This is a genomic window from Williamsia maris (genome assembly GCF_024171815.1).
GTDB classification, from domain to species: domain Bacteria; phylum Actinomycetota; class Actinomycetes; order Mycobacteriales; family Mycobacteriaceae; genus Williamsia_A; species Williamsia_A maris.
Window position 1 is genome coordinate 488,194 of the sequence record NZ_JAMTCJ010000004.1, and the last position, 16,218, is coordinate 504,411.

Sequence of the window (16,218 nt, forward strand, 5' to 3'; positions counted from 1 at the left end):
CGACGCGGGAGATCAGAAGTACGAGGCGATCGTGGGCAGGTGCACCACGGAGTCGATCGCGAGGCCGCAGAACACGATGGCCAGGTACTCGTTGGACTGCAGGAACACCTTGAGCGGGGTGATGGGCTCGCCACGGCGGGTGGCGGCGAGCAGCTTGTGCACCGCCCGTAGAAACCAGGCACCGGCGCCGATCGCGACGACGGCGTAGATGGGTCCGGTGGCCCACACCAGGACGAGCGTCGCGGCGACGGTGGCCCAGGTGTAATAAACCATCTGCCGGGCGACGTGCAGCTCGGTGGCGATCACCGGCAGCATCGGCACGCCCGCGGCCCGGTAGTCCTCCTTGTAGCGCATCGCCAGCGCCCAGGTGTGCGGCGGCGTCCAGAAGAAGATGACCAGGAACAGCACAACCGGCTGCCAACTGATCGATCCGGTGACCGCGGCCCAGCCGACCAGGGTCGGCATGCATCCCGCGGCCCCGCCCCAGACGACGTTCTGCCAGGTCCGGCGCTTGAGGACCATCGTGTAGACGAACACGTAGAACGCGATGGTGGCCATCACGAGCAGGGCGCTGAGCAGGTTGGCGAAGCTCCACAGCACCGCGAAGGAGGCGGCGCCGAGGACGAGTCCGAAGATCAGTGCGTTCAGGCGCGACACCGCATGACGGGCCAGCGGGCGCCGCTCGGTGCGCTTCATCTTCTGGTCGATGTCGTGGTCGATGACCATGTTGAGCGTGTTGGCGCTCGCCGCACCGAGCCATCCGCCGACCAGGGTGATCGCGATCAGACCGATGTCGACCGATCCGCGATCGGCCAGCAGCATCACCGGCACGGTGGCGACGAGCAGCAGCTCGATGACGCGCGGCTTGGTCAGCGCGATGTAGGCGAGGAGCGTGGTCCGCAGGCGGCTCGCACCGGACGTTCCCGGCGTCTCGTCGGGGGAACGGACGGGGCGGGTGGTGGCGGCTCCGTGTCCTCCACCGCTGTGCCCGATCTCCACGTGCTCTCCTGATTCCGCTGCACTCGTCGTGTCGTGTCGTCGCGTGCCGTATCCCGTGGCGCTGAGCGGGATACGGGTGGGCGGTGGTCGCGAGGTGACACCTCGTCGAGACCGTCGTCGAGAACGCCGACATCTACTACAGGGCATGGTAGACGGCGGGACCTGCCGATCGACAATTGGACGTCTCACGCGCCGGGAGAGAACTGCGCGTATCGGATGATTTACCGATGCGCCCCGGCACCGGGTGGGCCGACTAGGGTTGGGGCCAGGAGTCGGAAGATGCGAGCTGCCGGCGATCGGGTCGAACCGTCACGATCGGCACCGGGCGCGCACCGTCGGGACACCGACCGACTCTTCCCCGCTCGATGCGACCGACACAGGAGAATTCCCCATCGTGGCAGTTACAGATGAGATCAAGGCCTTCACCAAGGCGTCCTACCCCGACGACTGGAGCGATCTCGACACCAGAGCCGTCGACACGGTGCGCGTCCTCGCCGCCGATGCCGTCGAGAAGTGCGGATCCGGCCACCCCGGCACCGCCATGAGCCTGGCCCCGCTCGCGTACACCCTCTTCCAGCGTGTGATGCGTCACGACCCCAACGACACGGCGTGGCTCGGCCGCGACCGCTTCATCCTGTCGTGCGGACACTCGAGCCTCACCCTCTACATCCAGCTGTACCTCGGTGGCTTCGGACTCGAGCTGTCCGACCTCGAGGCGCTGCGCACCTTCGGCTCGAAGACCCCGGGACACCCGGAGTTCCGCCACACGCGTGGCGTGGAGATCACCACCGGTCCGCTGGGTCAGGGTCTGGCCACCGCGGTGGGCATGGCCATGGCCGCCCGTCGCGAACGTGGACTCTTCGATCCCGAGCCCGCCGTCGGCGACAGCATCTTCGACCACCACATCTACTGCGTCGCCTCCGACGGCGACATCGAGGAGGGCATCACCTCCGAGGCCTCGTCGCTGGCAGGCACGCAGCAGCTGGGCAACCTGATCCTGTTCTACGACCAGAACAACATCTCCATCGAGCACAACACCGACATCGCCCTGTCGGAGGACACCGCGGCGCGCTACGAGGCCTACGGCTGGCACGTGCAGGTCGTCGAGAGCGGCGAGAACGTCTCCGGCATCGAGGATGCGGTCGCCGCGGCCAAGGCCGTGACCGACAAGCCGTCGATCATCTTGCTGCGCACCATCATCGGGTTCCCCGCCCCGACCAAGATGAACACCGGCGGTGCACATGGTGCCGCGCTCGGTGACGACGAGGTCGCCGCGGTCAAGAAGATCCTGAAGTTCGACCCAGAGAAGACGTTCGAGGTCGGTGACGACGTCATCGCCCACACCCGGGAACTGCAGGCCCGCGGCCGCAGCGCACATGAGGCGTGGACCAAGGATTTCGACGCCTGGGCCTCGGCCAACCCCGAGCGCAAGGCGCTGCTGGACCGGCTGACCGCCGACGAACTGCCCGACGGCTGGGCCGATGTCCTTCCGACCTGGAACGTCGGCGACAAGGGGGTGGCCACCCGCGCCGCCTCCGGCAAGGTGCTCAACGCCCTCGGACCGGTGCTGCCCGAGCTGTGGGGCGGTTCGGCCGACCTCGCCGGATCGAACAACACCACCATCGACGGCGCGCAGTCCTTCGGCCCGGAGTCGATCTCGACCGACGACTGGGATGCACACCCCTACGGCCGGACGCTGCACTTCGGCATCCGTGAGCACGCCATGGGCGCCATCCTGTCCGGCATCGTGCTGCACGGACCCACCCGCGTCTACGGCGGCACGTTCATGCAGTTCTCCGACTACATGCGTCCCGCGGTCCGACTCGCGTCGCTGATGGACATCGACCCGATCTACGTCTGGACCCACGACTCGATCGGGCTCGGCGAGGACGGACCGACCCACCAGCCGATCGAGCACCTCGCCGCGCTGCGGGCCATCCCCAACCTCTCGGTGGTGCGCCCCGGTGACGCCAACGAGACCGCGTTCGCGTGGAAGTCGGTGATCGCCCGCTCGTCGAGCAGCGGTCCCGTCGGTCTCGCGCTGACCCGCCAGGGCGTGCCGATCCTCGAGGGCACCGACGCCGAGGGCGTGTCCAAGGGCGGCTACGTCCTCGCCGACGCGTCCACCGGCGCCCCCGAGGTCATCCTCATCGCCACCGGTTCCGAACTGCAGCTGGCCGTCGAGGGACGGACGAAGTTGGAAGAGCTGGGAATCCCGACGCGCGTCGTGTCGTTGCCCTGCTTCGAGTGGTTCTTCGACCAGGACCAGAACTACCGGGATCAGGTCATCCCGCCGACCGTGAAGGCCCGTGTATCCGTCGAGGCCGGTATCGCGATGCCGTGGTACCGGGTCGTCGGCGAGGCCGGCGAGATCATCTCGCTCGAGCACTTCGGCGAGTCCGCGGACTACGAGACCCTGTTCCGCGAGTACGGATTCACCGCCGACGCCGTCGTTGCGGCCGCTCAGCGCTCCATCACCACAGTGAAGGGATAGCCACCATGGCCCAGAACGCACATCTGCACGAACTCTCCGAGGCCGGGGTATCGGTCTGGCTCGACGATCTCTCGCGTGAGCGGATCTCCTCGGGCAACCTCGCCGAGCTGATCGAGACGAAGTCGGTGGTCGGCGTGACCACCAACCCGTCGATCTTCCAGGCCGCACTGTCCGCCGGTGACAGCTACGACCTGCAGGTCCGTGAACTCGCCGCCCAGGGCGCCGACGTCGACGCCACCATCCGCACGGTGACCACCGACGACGTCCGCAACGCGTGCGACATCTTCACCCCGGTCTACGAGGCCAGCAACGGCGTCGACGGACGGGTGTCGATCGAGGTCGACCCGCGCCTGGCCCACGACGCGGACAAGACCGCCGCGCAGGCGATCGAGCTGTGGAAGATCGTCGACCGTCCGAACCTGCTCATCAAGATCCCCGCGACCGAGGAGGGTCTGCCCGCCATCGCCAAGACCCTGGCCGAGGGCATCAGCGTCAACGTGACCCTGATCTTCTCGGTCGAGCGCTATCGACTGGTGATGGGCGCCTACCTCGACGGCATCGAGGCGGCCAAGGCCGCGGGCCACGACGTCTCGAAGATCCACTCGGTGGCGTCGTTCTTCGTCTCCCGTGTCGACACCGAGATCGACTCGCGGCTCGACGCCATCGGTACCCCCGACGCGACCGCGTTGAAGGGCAAGGCTGCCTTGGCCAACGCTCGCCTGGCCTACGTCGCCTACCAGCAGGTCTTCGAGGTCGAGTCGCGTTTCCAGGCCCTGGTGTCCGACGGCGCCCGTCCGCAGCGTCCGCTGTGGGCCTCGACCGGGGTGAAGAACCCCGACTACTCCGACACGCTGTACGTCTCGGATCTGGTGGCGCCGAACACGGTGAACACCATGCCGGAGAAGACGATGGACGCCTTCGCCGATCACGGCGCGGTCGACACCGGGTCGCTGGTCGGTCGCGGACCCGAGTCCGAAGAGGTCTTCACGGCGTTGTCCGACATCGGCATCGACCTCGACGACGTGTTCCTCACCCTCGAGAACGAGGGTGTCGACAAGTTCGAGAAGTCGTGGGGTGAGCTGCTCGACGCGACGCAGAAGCAGCTCGACTCGGCGTCCAAGGGCTGAGGCGCGTGACGGCCGCCGCCGACACGACGTGGATCAACCCGCTCCGGGACAGCCGCGACAAGCGGCTGCCCCGGATCGCGGGCCCGTGCAGCCTGGTGATCTTCGGTGTCACCGGTGACCTGGCCAAGCGCAAGCTGATGCCGGCGGTGTACGACCTCGCCAACCGTGGTCTGCTGCCGCCCAGCTTCGCGCTGGTCGGGTTCGCCCGTCGCGACTGGGACGACCAGGACTTCGGTCAGGTCGTCCACGACGCGGTGCGTGAGCACTCCCGGACCCCGTTCCGCGAGGACGTGTGGGAGCGGTTGGCCGAGGGGTTCCGCTTCGTGCAGGGCGCGTTCGACGACGACGACGCGTTCGACCAGTTGCGCACCACGCTGGCCGAACTCGACGCCGAGCGCGGCACCGACGGCAATCACGCGTTCTACCTGTCGATCCCGCCGGGGGCGTTCCCGACCGTCTGCGAGCAGTTGCAGCGGTCCGGGCTCGCGGTCCCCGGCGGAGACGACGGGGGCCTGCCCGCGGAGCGGTGGCGCCGGGTGGTCATCGAGAAGCCGTTCGGTCACGACCTGGCCAGCGCGAAGGAACTCAACGCCGTGGTCAACGGCGTGTTCCCGGAGGACTCGGTGTTCCGCATCGACCATTACCTGGGCAAGGAGACCGTCCAGAACATCCTCGCCCTGCGGTTCGCGAACCAACTGTTCGATCCGCTGTGGAGTTCGCACTACGTCGACCACGTCCAGATCACCATGGCCGAGGACATCGGACTCGGCGGTCGGGCGGGGTACTACGACGGCATCGGTGCGGCGCGCGACGTCATCCAGAACCACCTGCTGCAGCTGCTCGCCCTGGTGGCCATGGAGGAGCCGGTCTCCTTCGAGCCCCGGGAGCTGCAGGCGGAGAAGATCAAGGTCCTCTCGGCGACGCGCAACATCCTGCCGTTGGACCTCAACACCGCCCGCGGCCAGTACGGCCCCGGGTGGCAGGGCAGTCACCCGGTTCCCGGTCTGGTCGACGAGGAGGGGTTCTCCGCGGACTCGACGACCGAGACGTTCGCCGCGATCGCGGTGGAGGTCGACAGTCGCCGGTGGGCCGGTGTGCCGTTCTATCTGCGTACCGGGAAACGCCTGGGGCGGCGCGTCACCGAGATCGCCCTGGTGTTCAAGAAGGCACCGCATCTGCCGTTCGACAAGACGATGACCGAGGAACTGGGCGAGAACGCCCTGGTGATCCGGGTCCAGCCGGACGAGGGCATCACGCTGCGATTCGGTTCGAAGGTGCCCGGCTCGAGCATGCAGGTCCGCGACGTCAACATGGACTTCAGCTACGGCCAGGCCTTCACCGAGTCGTCGCCCGAGGCCTACGAACGTCTCATCCTCGACGTGCTGCTCGGCGAACCGTCGCTGTTCCCGGTCAACGCCGAGGTCGAATTGTCCTGGCGCATCCTCGATCCCGTGCTGCGGGCGTGGGCCGCAGAAGGCAGGCCGGACACCTACGAATCCGGGATGTGGGGACCGCGGTCGGCCGAGGACATGATGACCCGCGTCGGGCGGGCGTGGCGCCGTCCGTGAACGGACGCCGACCGTGACCCCTGCTCCCCCAGCGAAGGAACGTCTCCGATGATCTTGGATCTGCCCGCCACGACGACCGAGAAGGTCAGCAAGAAGCTCGTCAAGATGCGCGAGTCGGGCGGTGCGGTGACCCTCGGTCGGGTGCTGACCCTGGTGGTCTGCGCCGACGAGGGCGAACCCACCGAGGGCGCGATCGAGGCGGCCAACGAGGCCAGCCGTGAGCACCCCTGTCGCGTGATCGTGGTGTCGCTGGGCAACAGCGCGGCGGCGTCCCGACTCGACGCGCAGATCCGGGTGGGCGGCGACGCCGGCGCATCCGAGGTCGTGGTGCTGCGGCTGTACGGCGAGCTCGCCGGCCACGCCGAGAGCGTCGTGGTCCCCTTCCTGCTGCCCGACACCCCGGTGGTGACCTGGTGGCCCGGCGAGGCTCCGGAGAACCCGGCGCTGGATCCGGTCGGTCGTCTGGGCACCCGTCGCATCACCGACTCGACGAGGGCCGCCGCTCCCGACGAGGCGCTCGCGCACCGGCTGGCCACCTACGCACCCGGCGACTCCGACCTCGCCTGGGCGCAGATCACCTACTGGCGCGCGATCCTGACCGCCGCGCTCGATCGTCCCCCGTTCGAGCCCGTCGACCGGGTCGTCGTGACCGGACCGGGTCGGTCGCCGTCGATCGACCTGCTGGCCGGCTGGCTCCAGGCTCAGCTCGGGGTACCGACCGAACGCCATGCCGGCAGTTTCGAGGTCCGCCTCGAGCGCACCACCGGCCCGCTCGTACTCGCCGTCGACCAGAACAACAATGCGGTGCTCAGCAACCCCGGCAAGCCCGACGGCAAGGTCGCGATGAGCGCCCGGGGCGTGCGTGACTGCATCGCCGAGGAGCTTCGGCGCCTCGATCCCGACGAGATCTACCACCTCGCCCTGCAGGGGGCATCGCGCATCACCCGACCGACCGCGGAGGCATCGCTGTGAGCACACCGGAACCCGAGGTCGTCGTCGCGGCCGATCCCGCCGAGTTGGTCGCGCAGGCCGGCCGACGCCTCGTCGACGTCGTCGTCGCGGCGCAGGGCGACCGCGGCTCGGCCTCGATCGTCCTGACCGGGGGCAGCAACGGGATCGCGATCCTCGAATGGCTTCGTGAGAACTCGCAGGGCGTCGACTGGCGAGCGGTCGACGTGTACTTCGGCGACGACCGTTTCGTCCCGCGCGACGACGACGAGCGCAACCACGGCCAGGCGGCGCGCGCACTGCTCGACCACGTCGACGTCGACCCCGCCCGCGTGTTCGTCATGGAGCCGTCCGACGGCCGTTTCGGCGATGACATCGATGCCGCCGCAGCCGATTACGCCCGGATCCTGCGAGAGCACGGAGACGGCGCGGACAGCCCGGTCTTCGACGTGCACCTGCTGGGGATGGGCGGCGAGGGCCACATCAACTCGCTCTTCCCGCACACCGACGCACGAGCCGAGCAGTCCGCGGCCGTCGTGGCCGTCACCGACTCCCCCAAACCCCCGCCGCGGCGCATCACCCTGACCCTGCCCGCGGTCAACCGCGCCGCACAGGTGTGGTTCCTGGTCGCCGGTGAGGACAAGGCCGATGCCGTGTCCGCCGGGGTCACCGGCGGGGACCCGGTCGAATGGCCGTGTGCGGGTGCACACGGGTCGGCGGCGACGGTCTGGTTCGTCGATCGTGGGGCTGCCGGCGCGTTGTGACGCCCGGATCGGGTCACGCGATGTGACACCGCATCTCAATTATTCGACCGTCCTGTGAACTGTCACAGGTCCCGGTAGTGTGTGCCGTGGGTCAACAAGTCCGACGTCGGGTGGTCGGACCGGGTCATCGCAGCACCGTCGAGACGCCGCAGGGGCGCTTGTCGTAACCACCGGCTCCACTCATGAGGATTGCGGATGATCGTCCATACCCATTCACTGCACCCCGTCCCGATCGGTGGCATCACCGGCGTCGCGACATGACCGCGTCCGAGGCGTTCGCCGTACCGCAGGAGCAGTCCGAGCCGGCCAGGCGCACCGGTCGGTTGTCCGTCGACGACTGGGTGCGCGCCGCGTTGGACCTGCTCGTCCGGGACGGCGTGGCCGCGGTCCGCATCACGCGGCTGTGCGAGGAACTGCACGTCACCAAGGGCAGCTTCTACTGGCATTTCACCGACATCAACGGGTTGATGGAAGCGGTGGCCGACCACTGGTGCGACACCCAGAACACGTCGATGGGAGCTCTCGTCGACCTCGGGTCGATGGCGCCACGCGACCGACTCGAGACGATGACGGCGGCGCTCGTCGGCGATCGCTCCTGGGCGGTCGAGAACGCGATCCGCGAGTGGGCCCGCAGCAACGTGATCGTGGCCGACACCGTGCGCCGACTCGACCGGTTGGTGTTCTCCGTCGTGCAGGAGGCCCTGCTGGAGCTGGGGTTCGACCACGCCGAGGCGCGCCTGCGTGCCGGCGCCCTCGTCTACGCGGGCATCGGTTTCCTGCACGCACGAGACAGCCTCGACACGCCCACCGCGGACGAGATCCGGTCGATCTTCTGGGTCATCACCGCGCGCCCGGACGCCTGATCACCCGCGCCCTGATCACCCGCGCTAGCCGCTGTTGCGCAGCGCGGTGGCCAGTCCGTTCATCGTCAGCTGGATACCACGTCGCACCTGCGGGGAGTCGTCGCCGGCACGGAATCGCTTCAGCAGTTCGAGTTGCAGCAGGTTCAGCGGCTCGAGGTACGGGAACCGGTTGAACACCGATCGGGCCAGCGACGCGTTGTCGGCGAGCAGATCGGTGCTCTCGGTGATGTCGAAGTACATCTGCACGGTGCGCTTGTGCTCGGCGGTGATCATCCCGAACACCCGCTCGCGCAACGACTCGTCGGCGACCAGGCGCGAGTACCGCTCGGCCAGCCCGAGGTCCGACTTGGCCATCACCTGGGCCATGTTCGACATCACGGTCCGGAAGAACGGCCAGCTGCGGTAGTACCCGCGCAGGGTCTCGAGCCGCTCCGGATCTCCGTCGATCCACTGCTCGAACGCCGACCCGGTGCCGTACCAACCCGGCAACATCACGCGGGACTGTGTCCAGGAGAGCACCCACGGGATGGCACGGAGGTCGGAGATCTTCTCGGTCTGCTTGCGCGACGCCGGACGGCTGCCGATGTTGAGGGCACCGATCTCCGACAGCGGCGTGGACGAGGTGAAGTACTCGACGAATCCGGGGGTGTCGTGGACCAGCGCGCTGTAGGCGCCGCGGGCCAGCGCGGCGAGCTCGTCGAGCACCACGTACGCGGCCTCGGCCTCGTCCCCGAGACCCTCGGTGTCGAGCAGGGTCGACTCGATGGTCGCCGCCAGCAGTGTCTCGAGGTTGCGTCGGGCCAGCACCGGTTCGGCGTACTTGGCCGCGATGACCTCACCCTGCTCGGTGATACGCAACGATCCCTGTACCGCCCCCGGGGGCTGGGCCAGGATCGCGTCGTAAGACGGTCCGCCACCGCGTCCGACCGTTCCGCCGCGACCGTGGAACAGTCGCAGACGGATCCCGGCCTTCTGCGACGCCTCGACGAGGTCGAGTTCGGCTCGGTAGAGAGCCCAGTTCGCGGCCAGGTACCCGCCGTCCTTGTTGGAGTCGGAGTAGCCGAGCATGACCTCCTGGATGTCGCCCTGCGCCGACACCAGCGCGCGGTAAAGCGGGACGTCCAGCGCGGCCAGCAGAGTCGCGGCACCCTGCTGGAGGTCCTCGATGGTCTCGAACAGCGGTACGACGCGCACGGTGCAGCGCGGGTCCTCCTCCGCCGATCCGGGATCGAAGAGACCGGCCTCCTTGAGCATGATCAGCGCCTCGAGCATGTCGCTGACCGAGGTGCACATGCTGATGATGTAGTTCGGCACCGATTCCGGGCCGTAGTCGGCGACGGCGCGGGCGCCCGCGGTCACGATCGCGAGTTCCTTGGCGGCCAGCTCACCGAGCTGCGCGCCCGGGCGCACCAGCGGACGGCGGTCGGCGAGCTCGCGGGTCAGCAGCGCCACCCGGTCGGCCTCGTCGAGCGAGCAGTAGTCGTCGTGCACCCCCGACCACGCGAGCAGCTCGGCCACGACCTCCTCGTGGACGTCGGAGTTCTGCCGCATGTCGAGGCCGGACAGGTGGAAACCGAACGCGCGCACCGCTTCGCGGAGGGTGAGCAGGCGGTCGTCGGCGAGTGGGCCGTCACGGTTCGCGCGCAGCGACGCGTCGACGACGTCGAGGTCGGCGAGCAGTTCCGCGGCGGTCGCGTACGGCTGGGCCTCGGTGTCGACGAATGCGTCGACCAGGGCCTGCGTCTGCGGACCGAAGCGGTCGTGGGCGGTCGACATCAGACGCGAGCGGATACGCCGCAACGCGAGTCGGTAGGGCTCGTCGGTCGCGGTGTCCTCGGGGTCGTCGATCCCGCCGAGCGCGACGAGTTCGTCGCTGACGGTGACCAGTCGCGAGGACATGCTCAACTCCTGGGCCAGGATGGTGAGCTGTTCGAGGTGATGGGTCACCGCGGTCTGCGCGGCCCGTCCGGTGGCCATGGCGACGATCTCGTCGGTGACGAACGGGTTGCCGTCGCGGTCGCCTCCGATCCACGACCCCATTCGCAGGATCGGCTCGTCGGACAGGCCCGCCCCGGGGTACTGGTCGCGCAGCTGGTCGCGTAAGGCGGCGTTGATCGTGGGGATCACCGAGAAGAACGCGGCGTCGTAGTACCGCAGGCCCACCTCGATCTCGTCCTCGATGCGCAGACGCTCGAGGCGGATCAACGCGGTCTGCCACAGCGTCAGCACCTGCCTGCGCAGCGCGGCGGTCACCTCGGTGTCCTCGTCGGGGGTCAACTCGGTGCGTCCGCGGAAGCGCATCAGGTCGGTGATGCGGCGTTGGGCCTCGAAGACGGTACGGCGGCGGGTCTCGGTCGGGTGCGCGGTGATCACCGGGACGACCACGGCGTCGGAGAGGGCGCGACCCACCTCCTCGTCGGACAGGCCTGCCTCGGCGAGTTTGGCGTAGGTCGCGGTGAGGCTGGAGTCCACCGGCGGATCGCCCGCACGGACGTGGATGGCGCGGCGGCGCTCGCGGTGGATGTCCTCGGCCAGGTTGGCCAGCAGGGCGAAGTGGCTGAAGGCCCGGATGACGGGCGTCGCCTGCGCCACGTCCAGGCCGGCGAGGGTCTCGGCGAGCTCGCTGCGGTCGATCTCGGAACGACGGACCCGGAAGGACTCGACGCGTGCCCGCTCCACGAGGTCGAAGATCTCCTCGCCGGCGTGTTCGCGGACGATGTCGCCCAGCAGACCGCCGAGCAGTCGGATGTCCTCGCGGAGGGGTTCGGTCGCCTGCCTACCGGTGGCGGTCGAGGTGACCCGGACGTCCGAGGGGGCGACGAAGCTCTCGTCCGCTCCGTGCTCGGAGGTGGTGCGGTCGGACGCGGGACTGCTTGCTGCCGTGGACTGTTCCGTCATCGCTCCAGTATCCCGCCCAATGCGATCGGCGGCATCTCGGGCGGTCAGGACAGCTTGATGTCCAGACCGATGCCGAGGATGAAGATGAACCAGATGACGCCGACGAAGACGGTCAGGCGGTCGAGGTTGCGCTCGACGACGCTGGATCCGGACAGGCTCGACTGGACGCCACCACCGAACAGAGAGGACAGGCCGCCGCCCTTACCGCGATGCAGCAGCACGAGGATCACCATCAGAACGCTGGTGATGACCAATCCGATGTCCAAGACGAACTTCACTGACGGTGATCCTTTTCGTTGTCGCGACGCAAACTCTCGGCGAGTCTACGTGGTCCACCCCTCGATCAGGGCAGCGGTCCACCTGCGGCGATCGCGGACAGGGTCGCGAACTCGTCGGACTTGAGCGACGCGCCGCCCACGAGGGCGCCGTCGACGTCGGTCTGGCCGACGATCTCGCCGACGTTCTTCGAGCTCACCGAGCCGCCGTAGAGGACCCGCACGGATGCGGCCACCGTGGCGTCGGCCAGTTCGGCCAGCGTCGAACGGATGGCCGCGCAGACCTCCTGGGCATCGGCCGCGCTCGCGACCCGACCGGTACCGATCGCCCACACCGGTTCGTAGGCGATGACGACCTTCGCGATCTCGTCGGCCGAGAGGCCGGCGAGCGAACCGGTCAGCTGCGCGACGTTGTAGGCCACGTGCTCCCCCGCCTCGCGGACGTCGAGGCCCTCACCGATGCAGACGATGGGCGTCAGCCCGTGCCGCAGCGCGGCCTTGGTCTTGCCGAGGACGACCTCGTCGGTCTCGGCGTGCAGGGTCCGACGCTCCGAGTGCCCGACGACGACGAAGGTGCAGCCCAGCTTGGCCAGGAACGCGCCGCTGATCTCGCCGGTGTGCGCACCGGAGTCGTGCTCGGACAGATCCTGCGCGCCGTACGTCACCAGCAGCTTGTCGCCGTCGACGACGGTCTGGACGCTGCGGATGTCGGTGAACGGCGGGATGACCGTCACGTCGACCTTGTCGAAGTACTTCGCGGGGAGCGCGAAGGCGATCTTCTGGACGAGCGCGATGGCCTCGAGGTGGTTGAGGTTGCACTTCCAGTTGCCCGCGATGAGCGGCTTGCGGTTTGCCACGTTCTCAGTCCTCCAGGACCTTCAGCCCCGGGAGCTCCTTGCCCTCGAGGTATTCCAGCGAGGCGCCGCCGCCGGTGGAGATGTGCGAGAACGCGTCGTCGGACAGACCGAGGTGGCGCACCGCCGCGGCGGAGTCACCGCCGCCGACAACACTGAACGCGCCCGACGCGGTGGCGCCGGCGATGGCCTCGGCCACCCCCTTGGTACCCGCCGCGAAGGCGTCGAACTCGAACACACCGGCCGGACCGTTCCAGAAGATGGTCTGCGCCTCGGCCAGGACGGCGGCGAATCGCTTCACCGACTCCGGGCCGATGTCGAGACCCATCCAGCCGTCCGGGATGTCGCGCACCGACACGGTCTGGGTGGCGGCGTCGGCGGAGAACGAGTCGGCGACGACCACGTCGACCGGCAGATGGATGACGTCGCCGAACCGCTCGAGCAGGTCCTTGCAGACCGCGACCTGATCGTCCTGCAGCAGCGACGTGCCGACCGAGAGGCCCTGGGCGACGAGGAACGTGAACGCCATGCCGCCGCCGATGACCAGCGTGTCGACCTTGGGTGCGAGGGCCTCGATGACGCCGAGCTTGTCGGACACCTTCGACCCGCCGAGCACGACCGCGTACGGTCGCGCGACGTCGGCGGTCAGCTTCTGCAGAACCTTGACCTCGGACTCGACGAGCCCACCGGCGTAGTGCGGCAACAACTTCGCCACGTCGTAGACCGACGCCTGCTCGCGGTGGACCACGCCGAAACCGTCGGACACGAACGCACCGTCGTCACCCACGAGTTCGACGAGGGCCTTGGCCAGCGCCTCCCGCTCGGAGGCGTCCTTCGAGGTCTCCCGCGGATCGAACCGGATGTTCTCCAGGAGCAGGACGTCACCGTCGGTCAGACCCTCGGCGCGCGCGAGCGCATCGGTGCCGACGACGTCGGACGCGAGCTGGACGTTGCGTCCGAGCTCCTCGCCGAGGCGGGCGGCGACCGGCGCCAGGGAGAACTTCGGGTCCGGCTCACCCTTGGGGCGTCCGAGATGCGCGGTGACGATCACCGAGGCACCCGCGTCGGCCAGGGCCGCGATGGTGGGCGCCGAGGCGATGATTCGCCCGGCGTCGGTGATGGTCTCCCCGTCCAGCGGGACGTTGAGATCCGAGCGCACCAGGACGATGCGGCCGGGCACGCCCTTCTCGAGCAGGTCTTTCAGCGATGCAAGTGCCATGAGAGGAGACCGACCGCCCTTTACAGCGACTTGCCGACGAGACCGATGAGGTCCACGAGGCGGTTCGAGTAGCCCCACTCGTTGTCATACCAGGAGACGATCTTGGCCTGGTCGTCGATGACCTTGGTCAGGCCGGCGTCGAACAGCGAGCTGTGCGGGTCGGTGACGATGTCGGACGAGACGATCGGCGCGTCGTAGTACTTGAGGATGCCCTTGAGCGGTCCCTCGGCGGCGGCCTTCATCGCGGCGTTGATCTCCTCGACCGTGGCGGCCTTGCGCAGGTGCGCGGTGAGGTCGGTGACCGAGCCGGTCGGGATCGGCACGCGCAGTGCGTAGCCGTCGAGCTTGCCCTTCAGCTCGGGCATCACCAGGCCGATGGCCTTGGCGGCACCGGTCGAGGTGGGCACCACGTTGATCGCGGCGGCGCGAGCGCGGCGCAGATCGGAGTGCGGGCCGTCCTGCAGGTTCTGATCCTGGGTGTAGGCGTGGATCGTGGTCATGAGGCCCTTGACGATGCCGAACTCGTCGTTGAGGACCTTCGCGATCGGGCCGAGGCAGTTCGTGGTGCACGACGCGTTGGAGATGATGTTCTGGCTGCCGTCGTACTTGTCGTGGTTCACGCCCATCACGATGGTGATGTCCTCGTCGGAGGCGGGGGCGGAGATGATGACCTTCTTGGCGCCGGCGTCGAGGTGGCCCTGGGCCTTGTCGCGCTTGGTGAAGATGCCGGTGGACTCGACGACGACATCGACACCCAGGTCACCCCACGGGAGCGCGGCGGGGCCTTCCTTGACCGACAGGCTCTTCAGCTTGTGGTCACCGATGACGATGGTGTCGTCACCCTCGAGCGACACGTCCGCGTCGAGACGACCCAGGATCGAGTCGAACTTCAGCAGGTGCGCGAGGGTCGCGTTGTCGGTCAGGTCGTTGACGGCGACGATCTCGATGTCGGTGGTGCCCAGCGCTTTCTGCGCCTCGACGGCACGGAAGAAGTTGCGGCCGATCCGGCCGAATCCGTTGACGCCTACCCGAACGGTCACAATGAGCTCCTCAGCTGTGGGGTGTGGATCGATCTGTCGCGGTACGGCCAGCCTAATCTGCCGGGGTCCCGCAGGCGAAGGCGACGCCTTCACCGCGTGCGAGCAGGGTGTTCTCAGGCCTCGTCGAGCAGTTCGGAGGTGACCGCCGACTCGGTGTCGGGGATGCCGTCGGTGCGGGCCTTCTTGTCGGCCATCGACAACAACCGGCGGATCCGCCCGGCGACCGCGTCCTTGGTCATCGGCGGGTCGGCGAGCTGTCCGAGCTCCTCCAACGAGGCCTGACGATGGGTCACCCGCAGCCGACCGGCCGCGACGAGGTGGTCGGGGACGGTGTCGCCGAGGATGTCGAGGGCGCGCTCGACCCGTGCGGCCGCGGCCACGGCGGCCCGCGCCGAGCGGCGAAGGTTCGCGTCGTCGAAGTTGGCGAGCCGGTTCGCGGTCGCACGCACCTCGCGGCGCATCCGGCGTTCCTCCCACGTGAGGCGGGTGTCCTGTGCGCCCATCCGGGTCAGCAGGGCGCCGATGGCCTCGCCGTCTCGGATGACGACGCGGTCGGCGCCACGGACCTCCCGGGCCTTGGCCGAGACCCCCAACCGCCGTGCGGCACCGACGAGCGCGAGCGCCGCCTCGGGTCCGGGGCAACTGACCTCCAGGGCCGAAGAGCGTCCCGGCTCGGTGAGCGATCCGTGCGCGAGAAATGCTCCGCGCCAAGCGGCTTCGGCGTCGGCGACACCGCCGCCGACAACCTGTGCGGGCAGTCCGCGCACCGGGCGACCACGCATGTCCAGCAGACCGGTCTGGCGGGCCAGGGCCTCACCGTCCTTGGTGACGCGGACGATGTAGCGGGCGGACTTGCGGATCCCGCCGCTGCGCAGGACGTGGACCTCGGAGTTGTAGCCGTAGAGGTCGAAGATCTCCTTGCGGAGTCGGCGGGCGACGTTGCCGAGGTCGACCTCGGCCTCGACGACGACTCGTCCGGCGACGATGTGCAGGCCGCCCGCGAACCGCAGTAACGCCGACACCTCGGCCTTGCGGCAACTCGTCTGAGTCACCACGAGCCGACTCAGCTCGTCCTTGACGGCTGCTGTCATCGCCACCGGTTGCTGTCCTCCTGCCGGGGGTCGCCCCCCAGACGCGTAGTTTCCTCGGCGCTGCGCCGACTCGTCGCT

13 protein-coding genes are annotated in these 16,218 nt (G+C 68.7%); 6 read left to right on the top strand and 7 right to left on the bottom strand.

Going from position 1 to position 16,218, the window contains the following annotated elements:
• Positions 1 to 12: 12 nt before the first annotated feature.
• Complete coding sequence (locus LX13_RS20950; RefSeq protein ID WP_308214774.1) at positions 13 to 999, bottom strand: heme o synthase; 987 nt, start codon at positions 997 to 999, stop codon at positions 13 to 15.
• Between the two features lie 394 nt (positions 1,000 to 1,393).
• Between LX13_RS20950 and tkt the strand changes: the two genes are divergently transcribed.
• The 6 genes from tkt (at position 1,394) to LX13_RS20980 (ending at position 8,763) form a co-directional block, all read left to right on the top strand.
• The gene (gene tkt / locus LX13_RS20955; protein WP_253663255.1) at positions 1,394 to 3,493 is read left to right on the top strand and encodes a transketolase; all 2,100 of its coding nucleotides are present in this window, start codon (positions 1,394 to 1,396) and stop codon (positions 3,491 to 3,493) included.
• A 5-nt stretch (positions 3,494 to 3,498) separates the two neighbouring features.
• Positions 3,499 to 4,620 (top strand): transaldolase, encoded by a 1,122-nt coding sequence (gene tal, locus LX13_RS20960; protein WP_253663256.1) that lies wholly within the window; start codon positions 3,499 to 3,501, stop codon positions 4,618 to 4,620.
• A gap of 5 nt (positions 4,621 to 4,625) precedes the next feature.
• Complete coding sequence (gene zwf / locus LX13_RS20965) at positions 4,626 to 6,188, top strand: glucose-6-phosphate dehydrogenase (RefSeq protein ID WP_253663257.1); 1,563 nt, start codon at positions 4,626 to 4,628, stop codon at positions 6,186 to 6,188.
• Positions 6,189 to 6,236: 48 nt separating this feature from the next.
• Positions 6,237 to 7,160, top strand: coding sequence for a glucose-6-phosphate dehydrogenase assembly protein OpcA (gene opcA / locus LX13_RS20970; RefSeq protein ID WP_253663258.1), 924 nt, complete (start codon positions 6,237 to 6,239; stop codon positions 7,158 to 7,160).
• Positions 7,157 to 7,900, top strand: coding sequence for a 6-phosphogluconolactonase (gene pgl / locus LX13_RS20975; RefSeq protein ID WP_253663259.1), 744 nt, complete (start codon positions 7,157 to 7,159; stop codon positions 7,898 to 7,900). Before opcA ends, pgl begins: the two co-directional genes overlap by 4 nt.
• 257 nt (positions 7,901 to 8,157) lie before the next feature.
• Complete coding sequence (locus tag LX13_RS20980; protein WP_253663260.1) at positions 8,158 to 8,763, top strand: TetR/AcrR family transcriptional regulator; 606 nt, start codon at positions 8,158 to 8,160, stop codon at positions 8,761 to 8,763.
• Between the two features lie 24 nt (positions 8,764 to 8,787).
• On the opposite strand, the gene ppc is transcribed toward LX13_RS20980, so the two are convergent.
• The 6 genes from ppc to whiA all read right to left on the bottom strand — a co-directional run bounded on the left by ppc (position 8,788) and on the right by whiA (position 16,140).
• Positions 8,788 to 11,661, bottom strand: coding sequence for a phosphoenolpyruvate carboxylase (gene ppc / locus LX13_RS20985; protein WP_253663261.1), 2,874 nt, complete (start codon positions 11,659 to 11,661; stop codon positions 8,788 to 8,790).
• A 44-nt stretch (positions 11,662 to 11,705) separates the two neighbouring features.
• Positions 11,706 to 11,939: a preprotein translocase subunit SecG gene (secG, locus tag LX13_RS20990; protein WP_253663262.1), complete on the bottom strand. Its 234-nt coding sequence runs from the start codon at positions 11,937 to 11,939 to the stop codon at positions 11,706 to 11,708.
• 65 nt (positions 11,940 to 12,004) lie between these two features.
• Positions 12,005 to 12,793 carry a triose-phosphate isomerase gene (gene tpiA / locus LX13_RS20995; protein WP_253663263.1) on the bottom strand — a complete coding sequence of 263 codons (789 nt, stop codon included), beginning with the start codon at positions 12,791 to 12,793 and terminating at the stop codon, positions 12,005 to 12,007.
• 4 nt (positions 12,794 to 12,797) lie between these two features.
• Positions 12,798 to 14,009 carry a phosphoglycerate kinase gene (locus tag LX13_RS21000; RefSeq protein WP_253663264.1) on the bottom strand — a complete coding sequence of 404 codons (1,212 nt, stop codon included), beginning with the start codon at positions 14,007 to 14,009 and terminating at the stop codon, positions 12,798 to 12,800.
• 20 nt (positions 14,010 to 14,029) lie between these two features.
• Positions 14,030 to 15,049, bottom strand: a complete 1,020-nt coding sequence (gene gap / locus LX13_RS21005; RefSeq protein WP_253663265.1) for a type I glyceraldehyde-3-phosphate dehydrogenase — start codon at positions 15,047 to 15,049, stop codon at positions 14,030 to 14,032.
• A 113-nt stretch (positions 15,050 to 15,162) separates the two neighbouring features.
• Positions 15,163 to 16,140, bottom strand: a complete 978-nt coding sequence (gene whiA / locus LX13_RS21010) for a DNA-binding protein WhiA (protein ID WP_188492554.1) — start codon at positions 16,138 to 16,140, stop codon at positions 15,163 to 15,165.
• Between the last annotated feature and the right edge of the window lie 78 nt (positions 16,141 to 16,218).